Here is a 13827-nt window from a genome sequence, read left to right as displayed (position 1 = left end):
TATCAAGTTGTTTTTTTCAAGTAGGCTTCCGCCAGCCTGACCCAATAAGTCGCACCGATCGGCAGCAAGTCATCATTGAAGTCATAACTAGGATTGTGCAGGTTGCAGGGGCCGAGGCCATGGCCCATCTCACGATGTTCGCCATCACCGTTGCCCAGAAACACGTAGCAGCCGGGTTTGGCTTGCAGCATGAACGCAAAATCTTCTGCGCCCATCGTCGGTTCAACCTTGTCATTGACTTGTGTATCGCCAACCACCGAGCGCATGACTTCCGTGGCAAAGGCCGTCTCTTTGGTGTGGTTAATCAGCGGTGGATAATTGCGTTTGAATTTGAAATCGACCTGCGCGTCAAAGGCCGCCGCGGTGTGCTCGGCGATTTTTTGCATCCGGCTTTCAATCAGATCAATCATCTCTGTACTAAAACCGCGTACGGTACCGATCAGCGTTGCGTCGTCAGGAATCACATTGGTCGCACTACCTGAGTGAATCTGGGTCACTGACAGCACCGCCGACTCCAGCGGACTGGCGTTGCGGCTGACGATGGTCTGCCAGCTTTGGGCGATCTGGATGGCGACGATAATGGGATCAATGCCTTTATGCGGTTGCGCTGCATGGGCGCCTTTGCCTTTCACGATGACCTCAAATTCATTCGAGGACGCCATCATCGGCCCGGCGGTGACGCCGAAACTACCGACGGCTGCGCCTGGCCAGTTATGCATGCCAAATACTGCATCCATCGGACATTGCTCAAACAAGCCGTCGTCCATCATACGTTTTGCCCCACCACCGCCTTCTTCCGCTGGCTGAAAAATCACATATACCGTGCCATCAAAGACCGGGTGGCGTGATAAATAATGTGCTGCACCGAGCAGCATTGCCGTATGTCCGTCATGGCCGCAGGCATGCATTTTGCCTTCGTGTTTAGAGGTATGGGCGAAGCTGTTGATTTCTTGCATGGGCAGTGCATCGATGTCCGCCCGCAAGCCAATCGCGCGCGAACTGCTGCCATGTTTGATGATGCCGACGACGCCGGTGGTGCCGAGACCGCGAATAACTGGTATTCCCCATTCTTGCAGCTTGCCGGCGACGACGTCTGAGGTGCGGTGTTCTTCAAAACAGAGTTCTGGATGGGCGTGGATATCACGTCGTATTTGCTGTATTTCGCTATGGAATGCGAGGATCGGGTCGATAGGATCGAGTATTTGCATGTCGGTCTCCGTGCAACAACGTTCAAGTCTTGCGCCAAAATAGGGCGCAGTGTATGTTGTAATTGCGTAAATTTTTGGTCTGGCTGATTGTCGTGCCAAGTTTCAGCCTCGGTAATATTTTAGTGTAAAGCATTTTTTGTCGAGATGACGGACGCCATTGCGCGCTCCGTATTTTTTTGAACCTTAGGGAGTTGTCTATGTCGATGTTCCGCGCAATTCGAATCACACCTCGTGCCGCTGTGCTGGTTGCCAGCCTGAGTGCTTTATTTGCCTTGGCGCCTGCCAGTTTCGCACAAGAATTCAAATTGGCGATGAGCTCGCCGCCGACATCACTCGATCCCCATTTTTATAATTTATTTCCTAATCTGAACGTCTCTGATCATATGTTTGAGACGCTGGTCGCCATGGATGCCGATAGTCGCATTGTTCCCAGTCTGGCAGAATCCTGGACACTGATCAACAACCTGACCTGGGAAGTCAAGCTGCGCAAAGGCGTGAAGTTTCATGACGGTTCCGACCTCACGGCGGAGGATGTGATCTGGTCACTGGAGCGTCCGGCGACCATCGTCAATAGTCCGGGCAAATTCGATGTCTATACCCGCGCCATCATTAATAAAAAAGTCATCGACCCTTACACGATACGCCTGACGACCAAAGAGCCATATCCGCTCCTGCTATCCGATCTGACCGCGATCTACATTGTCTCTAAAAAAGCCACGCAAGGATTAAGCAGCGATGACTTTGCCTCAGGTAAGGGAATGGTCGGTACCGGGCCGTATAAGTTTGCCAAATTTTTACGTGATGACCGCATTGAGATGGATCGTTTCGATGGCTACTGGGGCAAGAAGCCGGCAAACTGGAGCAAAGTGACCTTACGTTTCATCCCGAACGGCGCAACCCGCATCGCAGCCTTGCTGGCAGGCGACGTGCAGGCGCTAGAAAATGTGCCGACACCGGATATCGCCCGTGTGCGCAGTGACACGAATCTGGCGATGACTTCCAAGGTTTCGCATCGCCTGATCTATTTATATCCAGACACTTCCCGCGACAAATCCCCTTTTGTGACAGACAAAGACGGCAAGCCGCTGGATAAAAATCCGCTCAAAGACCTCCGCGTCCGTAAAGCGATCTCGATGGCGATCAACCGTGAGGCAATTAAAGACCGCGTGATGGAAGGTTTGTCGCAACCCACCAATAATCTGGTGCCACTGACCTTGTTCGGTCATAACCCCGATCTGAAAGTCGTTAAATACGATCCCGAAGCAGCGAAGAAACTCATGGCAGAAGCTGGCTACGCAAATGGTTTTGGTATCACAATCCATACACCGAACAATCGCTACATCAATGACGAAAAAATTACCCAGACCATTGCGCAGATGTTGTCCAAAATCGGTATCGTTGCCAAAGTAGAGGGCGCACCGATGTCGGTCTACGCTGCACGTGGCGTCAAGCGTGAATACTCATTAGGCTTGCTGGGATGGGGTGCTCAGACTGGCGAAGCCTCATCGCCATTGCGTGCAATCGCCGCGTGTGATGAACCGGAAAAAGGTTATGGCGGGAATAATTATCTCAAGTACTGTAATCCCAAAGTCAATGAACTCCTGAGTAAAGCCTTGAATACTGTCGACGACAAGTCGCGCCTGAAGTTATTGCAGGATGCGACAGCTATTGTCATTAACGACGCCGGTATTATTCCGATTCATCAGCAGGTCACCACCTGGGCGATGAAAAAGAATATCAGTTATATTCCGCGCACTGACGAGCGCACTCACGCCTATGAATTTAGTGCGAAGTAATCTTGTAATCGATCGCGTCCGGGGCATGTCGTTTAAAGAGTCGCCCCGGCCAGGCTTTCAATGAACTCAGGTCCTGAGAAAAAAGCAAATTCGCTCTCTCAACTATTTCATAGTGATACGGAGCGACTATTTACGTGGTGACAGGGATATTGCATGCTGGTTTTTATTATTCGACGTCTGATACAGAGTGTCATGGTGCTGCTGGTGATGTCCTTGCTGGTATTCGCTGGTGTCTACGCGATTGGGAATCCGATTGACGTATTGCTTAGCCCCGATGCCGATCAGATCGAAAGAGCGCGTACCATCGCCGCGTTCGGACTCGATAAATCTCTGCCAGAGCAGTATTGGATCTTTTTAAAAAATGCCTTGAGCGGTGATATGGGTCGTTCGTTTGCCTTCTCGACCCCAGCGCTGGCACTGATTTTTGAGCGTATGCCGGCGACGCTTGAGCTGGCAGTCTGCGCTATCGTGATGGCTATCCTGCTCGGCGTACCGCTGGGTTTGTGGGCAGGTTTACGTCCCAACGGCTTTGCTGGAAAAACGATTATGGCGGTCTCAATACTGGGCTTCTCTTTGCCCACGTTTTGGGTCGGCCTGATGCTGATCATGGTGTTTGCGGTACAGCTAGGCTGGCTGCCTTCCAGCGGTCGTGGTGAGACCAGTTTGTTATTCGGTGTACCGGTCAGTTTTTTAAGCTGGGATGGCTTACGACATATCCTGATGCCCGCATTGAATCTTGCCCTGTTCAATGTCGCCTTAGTGATTCGTCTGACGCGTGCCGGAGCGCAGGAAGCCTTATTGCAGGACTATGTCAAATTCGCCCGCGCTAAAGGCTTGCGTAACAGTCGCATCATCGGTGTCCATGTACTGAAAAATATTTTGATCCCCATCGTCACCGTGATCGCTTTGCAGTTCGGCTCCATCATCGCGTTTGCGATTGTGACCGAGTCCGTATTTGCCTGGCCGGGTATGGGCAAGCTGATCATCGATTCTATCCGCGTGCTTGACCGTCCGGTGATCGTGGCCTACCTGTTACTCATCGTGACCCTGTTTATCCTGATTAATTTGATCGTCGATGTCTTGTACTCGCTGCTCGATCCCCGGGTCCGACTTTCTGAAGCGAAGGCTTGATATGACAATGACTACACCAGACCAAACAACAAGGAAGACACTGCCGGAGGACACCCCGTTCCGTCGCTTTGTCCGGCAATTTTTTGAAAGCAAAATCGCTACTCTTGGTTTGGTTATTCTGTTGCTAATTTTGTTCGCAGCCTTACTAGCGCCTTTGATCTCACCACAAAATCCCTATGATCTCGGCAATCTTGATGTCATGGATTCACGGCTGGAGCCGGGCCAGTTATCGGCAGATGGCAAGCTGCGTTTCTTGATGGGTACCGACGAGCAGGGTCGCGATATGCTGTCGGCGATTATTTATGGCTTGCGTATTTCTGTTGCAGTTGGTGTGATCAGTACGGTTATTGCCTTATTCATCGGTCTGTCGCTTGGCCTGTTCGCTGGTTATGCAGGCGGTAAAACCGAAGCACTGATCATGCGGATAGCCGATATCCAGTTATCGTTCCCACCGATTTTGATCGCGCTGATTTTGCTGGCGCTGACAGGACAAGGCGTCGGTAAAATCATCATCGCCCTAGTCGCGGTCCAATGGGCTTATTACGCGCGCACTGCCAGAAGTGCCGCGCTAGTCGAGCGCAAGAAAGAGTACATCGAGGCCGCTGTAGGTTTAGGTTTGTCACCAGCGCGGATTATCCTGCGTCATCTTTTGCCAAATTGTCTGCCGCCTTTGATTGTAATCGCGGCCTTGCAAGTCGCTTCGGCGATTTCGCTGGAGGCGACACTGTCCTTTCTCGGACTTGGTTTGCCTGTGACCGAACCATCACTGGGTTTGCTGATTGCAAACGGATTTCAGTATCTGCTGTCGGGAAAATACTGGATCAGTTTTTTTCCCGGTATTGCGTTGCTGGTGACGGTCGTGGCGATTAATCTGGTAGCGGATCAGTTACATGATGTACTGAATCCGCGTTTGCAGACACAATAAGGACGACGCTATGACAACAGCTTTTCAGCAGGACGCTCATACGCAAGAAGCAACTTTGGTCGTCCAGAATCTGACTACCGAATTTCACACCCGTGCGGGTATCGCGACGGCAGTCAATGACGTTTCTTTCTCGGTCATGCCGGGTCAGATTATGGGACTGGTCGGTGAATCCGGTTCTGGTAAATCGATGACCGGTTATTCCATCATGGGATTAATTGATGCGCCGGGCAAAGTCGCCGGAGGCAAGATTTTACTGAAGGGGCGCGACTTACGCGCCATGTCTGCGGAGCAGATGCGTCAGGTGCGCGGTGACCGCATTGCCATGATTTTTCAGGATCCGATGATGACCCTGAATCCGGTTTTGCGGATTGATACGCAGATGACGGAGGCGATTGATGCGCATCATCAGGTCAGTCATGCGACCGCACGTGAGATGGCGCGTGATGCGCTGGTGCGGGTGGGTATTCCTTCACCTGATGAACGTTTGCTATCGTATCCGCATCAGTTCTCCGGTGGAATGCGACAAAGAGTCGCGATTGCGATTGCCTTGCTGAATAAACCCGATCTGATTATTTGCGATGAGCCAACTACGGCGCTGGATGTCACGATACAAGGGCAAATTTTATTTGAGATGCAGAAGCTGTGTCGTGAATCCGGGACTTCATTGATCTGGATTACCCATGATTTATCGGTGATTGCTGGACTGGCAGATACCATTAGTGTGATGTATGCCGGACGCATTGTTGAGAGCGGTACCGTGGAGCAGGTGTTGAATCAACCGCGTCACCCTTACACACACGGTCTGATCGCCTCAGCTCCGTCACGTAATCCAGTTGGTCAGCCACTGCATCAAATCCCCGGAATGACACCGTCCTTGCTGCATTTACCTGGCGGCTGTGCTTTTCGAGAACGTTGTGATCGCGCCGATACAGCTTGTTATGAGAATCCGTCGATTCGTGAATTTGATGCTCGTCTGCTTCGATGCTGGCATCCCGTGTCTGACGAAATGCAAAGCGAGCAGGTCGCATGAGCCACGTCGTATCGTCTGGCTCGGATGCAGTTCATGAGTTGCATGACTCGCGTGATTCACATGGCTCCTCCGATCAAACATCGACCCATATAATTCAACCACTTTCCGATGCGATGACAGCACCTACTTCAGTAAACACTTTAATGCCTATTTTGGAATTGCGTCAGGTCAGCAAGCGCTTTGTCAAACCATTGGATGTCGCGGCGAAATTAGCCAAATTCGTCGGCGCCGAGATACAACCCCAAGTTGTGCATGCCGTGGATCATGCGAATCTCAGCATACAAGCTGGCGAAGTTGTGGGTCTGGTGGGTGAATCCGGTTGCGGTAAATCGACCTTGGGCAGGATGGCCGTGGGTTTGCATAGCCTGACGGAAGGTTCGCGCTGGTGGCGTGGGCAAGAAGTGACGGGTCTTGATAAGAAGGCGCAACGCGATAGTCAACTGGCGATCCAGATGATTTTTCAGGATCCCTATGCTTCGCTGAATCCAAGAATGCGGGTTAAAAATATCATCGGTGAAGCACCGCTGGTACACGGGTTCATCAAGGCATCTGAGCAACAAGATTATGTCGAGCAATTATTGCAAAAAGTTGGCCTGGATCCGGCTGTTGCGACACGCTTTCCACATCAGTTTTCGGGTGGTCAGCGTGCCCGTATCGGGATCGCACGCGCGCTGGCCGTCAAGCCAGAATTTTTAGTCTGCGACGAGGCGGTGGCCGCGCTTGATGTCTCGATACAGGCGCAAGTGCTCAATCTCTTTATCCGCTTACGGGACGAGCTCAAGCTTACATATCTGTTTATCAGTCACGATCTTGGCGTGGTTCGTCATTTATCCGATCGCGTGGTCATCATGTATCTCGGTCGCGTGGTGGAGTCCGCGCCGACAGCAGAGATTTTTAGTCAGGCGAATCACCCTTACACTCAGGCATTGCTGGCTTCCGCCCCGAAACTTGAAGTCAGAAAAACGACTTTTATCGCTATTAAAGGGGAGATTCCCTCACCTTTGAATCCGCCTGCTGGCTGTCATTTTCATCCGCGCTGCCCGCATGCGATGCCGCGCTGCGCACAAGAGCAGCCCGTACTGAAAGAGATCGCTCCACAGCGTTTTTCGGCCTGTCATTTGAATACGATGTAAGACAGTTGGACCCGGAAATGCTGACTCTGCCAAATCTGATTCTGCCATATAGTAAGATCATGTCATTCTAGGTGCATCATAGTAAGGAGATCTCGCGTGTCTTATTTGCCTTCTCGTTTTTTTAGTCTATGTCGCCTGCTAGCTGCAGGCATGTTGTGTCTGATGCTAGCGTCACCAGCTAGTGCTTTATATGATCCGAAACCGGATGCCAGCTTATCTGCTGCACAAGGTGAATGGTCCGGTAGCTTAACTTACCGTGACTACAGCAGTCCCGACAAAATGGTCACGCTGCCTACCCGGATGTTTATCAGTCTGAGCGGGCCTGATGAGATCAGTCTGCATTTTATTTTTGCAGATGGTCCGGCGAAGACGGTGTATTCGTATGAAAAAATCGGAATTTATCCCCTGAAAAAAGAGTTAACCTGGAGCAGTGGCGTCAGCGAAAAATCATTGTCGATATATCAGATCCTGGCTGACGACGTCACCGACAAAGGTCGCAAGCTCGTATTCGAGAAACGTTCAGATAAAGGTATTAACCGCTACACGCTGGAGATCGGAGCAAATGTTTTCGTGTTGAGCAAAGATGAGATTGATGCAGCGGGTGTGGCGACGTTTCGTAATCGCTATCTGTTATCCCGTCCTGGTGTGTCGGCCAAGTAATTTATCGTCCATTTTTAAGGCGACGTGGATGGGCTGTAGGCAGGAAAATACAAACCCCTAAGTTATTTGTTTTGGTGATGTCAGGTATACAAAAAAGAAAGAAGCATTATTTGCTGCACTGCGATATATTGAAGTTGTCTCCTCCAACACCGTAAAAGGTTTGGATTTCAGCCCGCTCCGTTAAGGTAGCGGGCTTTTTTTTTGGATTTTTAATATTGCAGAGCTAAAGGCCGGAAACGGAGGTAAATTAATTTCCGTGTGGAATTAAAAACACGTATTTGATATTCGATTTATGAATGGGTGATATGCAAAAATAGTGTTTGGTTTATTTGTTGCGCTGCGATATAGTTACTCTTGTCTCCTCCAACACCTCCTAAGGTTTGGATTTCAGCCCGCACACTCTGCGGGCTTTTTTTTGTCTGATCAAAAATTTTCTGGCATTCAGGTAAATGAAGAGTTTCTCTGGAAAAACTATTATTCACCAAAGTAATAACCGATATGTGAATAATAAAGCAGACGAATTTGCTGCATCGCGATAAAGTACATCTGTCTCCTCCAATACCGCAAAGGTTTGGATTTCAGCCCGCAAATAGCGGGCTTTTTTTTGCTTAAAATTTTGCTTAAGATGTCTTCAATGGGCGACTTTACTGAGACATTCACTGAGAAACTCAGGAGGCTAATCATTAAACCCAAATTGCAACCTAATGGTTGGCAGCCTCTGGTTCATTGACTTTAGATGTTTCTGGCTTGATCTAGCGCGGCTTCTGTTAGCCACAAGTCTGTGGCCAGACTCAGCTCATCACAGTTATGCCCTTGTCCCACTCTGTCCATAACGATGAAATCGCTGATCTTGTGCAGAGCAATCAGCGGGTGATGCCAGACGCCTTTGGCATAGTTCACACCCTGAAATCCCTGACACAGGAAGGCGCGTAAACTATCAAGCCGGAACTCTCCTGCCGGTGCGACTACAACCAGGTATTCGGCTGCCATATCATGCGTCATGGGTGCAAACGCCTGACTCCCTAATGGGTGGCGCTCCATCACGCGGATTTCCAGAGGGAGTGCTCTTGCTTGCGCACGAAACAAACTGAGGATCGTTTGTCCATTCTGCTCTGCTGTGTCGGCAGAGGTCAGTGCGTGATAGCGTTCTGTCGTCCCCTCGTTGATGGGGTAGTGACGCGCACCGTCGAGCATGATGACGTCGCCGAACGGCGCAAAGGCGGCACGGCTGAGAGTTTCAATTTGGATGGAAGGCATAATTTACAGTCACTCCAGGCGGCTCCATAGACGCAGCCGGGAAACACCGCCATCAGGGAAAATGTTAAAGCGGATATGGGTGATCGGCCCCATTGAATTGATCTCATCTGCATAATAATGCTGATGATCCATTTGCAGTTTTTGCTCGGGCAGTAACACTGGCCAGAACATCGATTGCGTGATCAGAGATGTTTCAGTACCGCCCACCATAGACGCTGCCTGTATCATGCAGCGATCCGGATAATTCCCTTTGAAATGGCAAGTGTCCACTTCAATTTTTTCCACAATGCCCGGGTGAGCCAGTGCGATGATGCACCAGTCATTGCCAGGCTCGCGACGACGACGGGTTTCCCAGCCATCCCCCATATTGACACCGCGGCCAGGCATGAGCAGGCTTGATGCCAGACCGAAATGCTGATTATTTGTACCGACAATATGCCCACCGTTTTCCATCGCAATCAGATCGAATAATTGCTGACGATCGGCTGCTACCCAATCGGTTTGCGGCTGTGCATACACGCGCAGGCGTGCGATACCGCCATCGGGATAAATGTTGAGACGCAGATGTGTGTACGCTTTGTCGCTTTGAACTGCGTGATAGTGATGGTTATTCCCTTGCAAATTCACTGACGGCAGAATTTCTTCCCACAAGGTATGGGCGTCAGGCTCGCTATGTGGCAGCATCGCGGCTTCAATTGAGGCTGCTGGCGGGTAGTTGCCAGTGAAATGACTGGTATCAATGTCCACTCCTTGAATAATGCCTGCACGCGCCAGTTTCAGAACACACCAGTCATAACCATTCACGCGTTTGCGGCGTGATTCCCAGCCATCCATCCATTTACCGTTGGTATCGTATTTGCCAGGGATAAAAACCGCTGGTTCAGGATGTAGCATGCGCGCCATTTCGGCAAAAAAATCGTCACTACAAGCGAGTGTCCTGGCTCCCAGTCGAGGATCTGCCAGATTCGGATAGCGGCGGGTAAATTCCGGTGCGCTGGGGTCGGTCGTGATGATGGCCATATTGTTCTCGTTCGCGGTTGTTTGCTTATTTACTGACTTTTTGATGAATTATTTGCTGGTCTATTTTTTGGTCTGTTGGCCGGTTTCCAGATCTTTGCTGACGCTCTGCTCAAACCATTTCCCAATGACGGCACGTTCTTCTTCGGTGATATGAGTCAGATTCCCTAAAGGCATAATCCTTGTCTGCACGACTTGTTGATAAATAAGCTGGGCTTTGGATTTGATCAATGCGGGTTGATCAAGAATCAGTCCTTTAGCCGGTGCGTCCATCAATGTTGGATGTGCCGCATGACATTGTATGCAGCGCACATTGACGATGGTTTGTACCTGCGCAAATCTGTCTCCCACAACGTTATTAGCCTGCGGTGCTGTGGGTTGCGGCATGATCCAGGCAGCTACGCCTGCTAGTATCAAAATGGCGAGCAGCGGATAGGCGAGCTGTGTTTTTCCCTTATGCCGCAGAATAAAAAACTGCCGTATCAACACGCCTGACAGCATGATCATGACCAGCACGAGCCAGTTGGCTTCATGCGTATAAGTCATGCTGTAATGATTGGACATCATCGCGAACAATACTGGCAGAGTGAAGTAGGTATTGTGCACACTACGTTGTTTGCCGCGCTGGCCGTGAACGGGATCGACCGGTTCACCTGCTTTCATTGAGGCGATAATTTTGCGCTGCCCGGGAATAATCCAGAAAAACACATTCGCACTCATGATCGTGGCAATCATCGCACCGGTAATCAAAAATGCCGCACGACCGGAAAAAACATGACACGCTGCCCATGCCGTTGCAATGACGGTGCCGACGATCAGCAAGGGTAGTATTTTGTCGTTCTTGCTGAAAAAACGACATAGCAGGTCATATATGATCCAGCCCGATACCAGAAATCCCAGAGCAAGCAAAATCGCTTGGCTGGAAGAGAGCGGCATTATATTTGGATCAACCAGGTAGGTTTTGGCATTCAGTAAATACAATACGGTGAACAAGCCAAACCCAGATAGCCAGGTGCTATACGATTCCCAGTAAAACCAGTGCAGGTCTTGCGGTAAAGTCGGCGGTGCGCCCATGTATTTTTGCGGATTATAAAAACCACCACCATGGACTGCCCATAATTCACCTGCGACGCCTTTGTCTTTGAGTTGTGTATCGACCGGCGGTGTCAGGTGATTATCCAGCCATACAAAATAGAACGATGAGCCTATCCAGGCAATCGCGACGATCACATGCAGCCAGCGTAATAGCAGATTGGCCCAGTCTAAAAAATAAGCTTCCATCAATTGTCCTAAATTTTGAAAAAACGATGTGAACGGCGATAACTCATGATGCTAATTCACATTGGTAAGACGTATCTTTCAGCTGCCGCGGTAGGTAGAGTAGCTCCACGGAGTGACCAGTAGCGGCACATGATAATGCTGCTCCGGATAGACGACGCCGAAGCGCAAGGTCACTACACCGAGAAACGCCAGATCAGGCAAGCCGTTACCAGCCCTTGCAAAATACTGACCCACATCGAAATCCAGTTCATAGATACCTACGACAAGCGCATCCGCATCGAGCAAAGGATGGTCGCAACGACCGTCGGCATTGGTGCTGGTGCTGTGTAAAAGAGTGCGCTGACCCTGTTCGATCCGGTGCAATTGCACGCTGATACCCTGGCCCGGTTTGCCATTCGCGGTATCCAGCACATGCGTTGTAATTCGTCCCATAACTATTTTGCACTCACTTTTAGTTCATTTTTGCATGGACAGGACTGCTGCCAAATCGTCTTGGCGTTATGCGTCCTCATTAGGCGGTAGAACAATATTGTTGACAATCTTAATGATGAAATTTTGTTTATGTCAAATAAATACTTGATATAAAAAGATTTTTCAATCGACGTTGACAAAGGAGATGCTACAACATTATTTGCAATTGTCGACAATCTGGATTTAAATGTTACTCATCACGACTTTACATAATGCGCAGCACACACTTATTTATGATCACTCTAACCGACACGGCACTACTCGATACTGAAGAGCGTATGTACCGCGAGATCTATGACGCCATCATGGAACATCGCTTACCTGCACGTACCAAATTGACCGAGCAATCTTTGAGCCAGATCTATGGTTTGGCCAGACATGGTGTGCGTAAAGTCTTGGGCCGCTTATCTGCCGATGGGCTGGTTGATCTGGAAGCGAACCGTGGCGCCTTCATTGCCAGCCCTGGCGCACAGGAGGCAAATGATATGTTTGAGCTGCGTCAGACGCTCGAACAAATGGCGATTGAAAAAGTGCTGACGACAGCCAGTGCCGCCGATATGGCCTCACTTCGTCATCTGGTGGAGCGCGAGCGCGATGCGTATCAGCGTGGTGACCGGCCGCAGTGGATACGCTTATCCGCTGATTTTCATATTCAACTGGCGCAGCTCAGCGGCAATCAATTGCTGGTTGAGATGTTGCGTCGGCTGGTATCGCGCACCACACTACTTATTTCTCATCAGTCCGCAACACCAAGTGCGGGCAGTCAGCCCTGCTCGTTTGATGAACATCTCAATGTGGTCAGTGCGCTGGAACGTAAAGATAAAAAACTTGCCTTGCAAGAGATGACACTACACCTGAATCGCTGCGCCTGCCGCACACCCAAGGCAACAGAAAAAGGCTTCGACTTGCGAGCTGCGCTCGCTCAACCTCAACTCAAACCATCATGACTACGAACTCCATGAAGCCATCCGCCAGCCCTCATTACCCTCGCGACCTGATTGGTTATGGTCGTCATATTCCTCACGCACAATGGCCGCAGCAGGCAAGAATCGCGCTGCAGTTCGTCCTCAATTATGAAGAGGGCGGCGAAAATTGTATCCTGCATGGTGACCTGGCATCAGAACAATTTTTATCTGAAATTGTCGGCGCTGCAGCTTATGAAGCGCGTCACATGTCGATGGAATCAATCTATGAATATGGTTCTCGCGCTGGTGTCTGGCGCATTCTGCGTGAGTTTGAGCAGCGACAATTGCCATTGACGGTATTCGGCGTGGCGATGGCCTTGCAGCGGCATCCGGAACTAACGCAGGCATTTGGGGAGTTGGGGCATGAGATCGCTTGCCATGGCTTACGCTGGATTCATTATCAGCATATGGATGAAGCTAGCGAGCGCGCGCACATGCAAGAAGCGGTACAAATCCTACGTGAACTGACCGGACATGCACCCCTGGGCTGGTACACCGGGCGTGACTCGCCGAACACCCGCAAACTCGTGGTCGAACATGGCGGCTTCGTGTATGACGCTGATTATTATGGCGACGACCTGCCATTCTGGACGGCAGTTGATCTGCCTGACGGCAGCAGGCATTCTCACCTGGTCGTTCCCTATACCCTTGACAGCAACGATATGCGCTTCGCCACGCCGCAGGGCTTTAATACCGGCGAACAGTTCTATCAATATCTCAAAGATAGTTTTGATGTGTTGTACGCCGAAGGAGATCCGGCTGGGCAAAATTCGCCGAAGATGCTGTCCATCGGCATGCATTGCCGCCTGCTTGGTCGTCCGGGCAGATTCCGCGCGCTGCAACGCTTTCTGGATTATGTGCAGTCGCATGATCAGGTCTGGATTTGTCGCCGCATCGACATCGCACAACACTGGATTGCCACACATCCTGCGCCATCTGTTTGAGTCAGTCTG

13 protein-coding genes are annotated in these 13827 nt (G+C 50.5%); 8 read left to right on the top strand and 5 right to left on the bottom strand.

The window, feature by feature from the left end; translation table 11 throughout:
• Positions 1-2 precede the first annotated feature (2 nt).
• Positions 3-1208, bottom strand: coding sequence for a M20 aminoacylase family protein (locus tag ACO0K3_RS11000; protein ID WP_422984516.1), 1206 nt, complete (start codon positions 1206-1208; stop codon positions 3-5).
• A 203-nt stretch (positions 1209-1411) separates the two neighbouring features.
• Between ACO0K3_RS11000 and ACO0K3_RS10995 the strand changes: the two genes are divergently transcribed.
• From ACO0K3_RS10995 to ACO0K3_RS10970, 6 genes are all read left to right on the top strand, one after another.
• Positions 1412-3004: an ABC transporter substrate-binding protein gene (locus ACO0K3_RS10995; RefSeq protein ID WP_422984843.1), complete on the top strand. Its 1593-nt coding sequence runs from the start codon at positions 1412-1414 to the stop codon at positions 3002-3004.
• Between the two features lie 153 nt (positions 3005-3157).
• A complete protein-coding gene (locus ACO0K3_RS10990) occupies positions 3158-4135 on the top strand; it encodes an ABC transporter permease (RefSeq protein ID WP_422984514.1) in 978 nt (325 codons plus the stop codon).
• 7 nt (positions 4136-4142) lie between these two features.
• Positions 4143-5060: an ABC transporter permease gene (locus ACO0K3_RS10985; RefSeq protein ID WP_422984512.1), complete on the top strand. Its 918-nt coding sequence runs from the start codon at positions 4143-4145 to the stop codon at positions 5058-5060.
• A gap of 10 nt (positions 5061-5070) precedes the next feature.
• Complete coding sequence (locus ACO0K3_RS10980) at positions 5071-6090, top strand: ABC transporter ATP-binding protein (protein WP_422984510.1); 1020 nt, start codon at positions 5071-5073, stop codon at positions 6088-6090.
• 113 nt (positions 6091-6203) lie between these two features.
• Positions 6204-7223 (top strand): ABC transporter ATP-binding protein, encoded by a 1020-nt coding sequence (locus ACO0K3_RS10975; protein WP_422984841.1) that lies wholly within the window; start codon positions 6204-6206, stop codon positions 7221-7223.
• A gap of 96 nt (positions 7224-7319) precedes the next feature.
• On the top strand, positions 7320-7883 hold the full coding sequence (locus ACO0K3_RS10970; RefSeq protein WP_422984508.1) for a hypothetical protein: 564 nt from the start codon (positions 7320-7322) through the stop codon (positions 7881-7883).
• Between the two features lie 732 nt (positions 7884-8615).
• Here the strand turns inward: ACO0K3_RS10970 and ACO0K3_RS10965 are convergent.
• The 4 genes from ACO0K3_RS10965 to uraH form a co-directional block, all read right to left on the bottom strand.
• Positions 8616-9140: an ureidoglycolate lyase gene (locus ACO0K3_RS10965; RefSeq protein WP_422984506.1), complete on the bottom strand. Its 525-nt coding sequence runs from the start codon at positions 9138-9140 to the stop codon at positions 8616-8618.
• A 9-nt stretch (positions 9141-9149) separates the two neighbouring features.
• A complete protein-coding gene (gene alc / locus ACO0K3_RS10960) occupies positions 9150-10160 on the bottom strand; it encodes an allantoicase (RefSeq protein ID WP_422984504.1) in 1011 nt (336 codons plus the stop codon).
• Positions 10161-10220: 60 nt separating this feature from the next.
• Entirely contained in the window at positions 10221-11438 is a 1218-nt protein-coding gene (locus tag ACO0K3_RS10955; RefSeq protein ID WP_422984502.1) for a urate hydroxylase PuuD, read from the bottom strand.
• A gap of 78 nt (positions 11439-11516) precedes the next feature.
• Entirely contained in the window at positions 11517-11870 is a 354-nt protein-coding gene (gene uraH, locus ACO0K3_RS10950) for a hydroxyisourate hydrolase (RefSeq protein WP_422984500.1), read from the bottom strand.
• A gap of 272 nt (positions 11871-12142) precedes the next feature.
• Here uraH and ACO0K3_RS10945 point away from each other — a divergent pair, with 272 nt between their 5' ends.
• On the top strand, positions 12143-12856 hold the full coding sequence (locus tag ACO0K3_RS10945) for a GntR family transcriptional regulator (RefSeq protein ID WP_422984498.1): 714 nt from the start codon (positions 12143-12145) through the stop codon (positions 12854-12856).
• A complete protein-coding gene (puuE, locus tag ACO0K3_RS10940) occupies positions 12853-13818 on the top strand; it encodes an allantoinase PuuE (protein WP_422984496.1) in 966 nt (321 codons plus the stop codon). Before ACO0K3_RS10945 ends, puuE begins: the two co-directional genes overlap by 4 nt.
• Positions 13819-13827: the final 9 nt, after the last annotated feature.

Source organism: Undibacterium sp. Rencai35W, from assembly GCF_049340185.1.
Taxonomy (GTDB): domain Bacteria; phylum Pseudomonadota; class Gammaproteobacteria; order Burkholderiales; family Burkholderiaceae_D; genus Undibacterium.
This window is presented reverse-complemented; position numbering and strand designations above follow the sequence as displayed.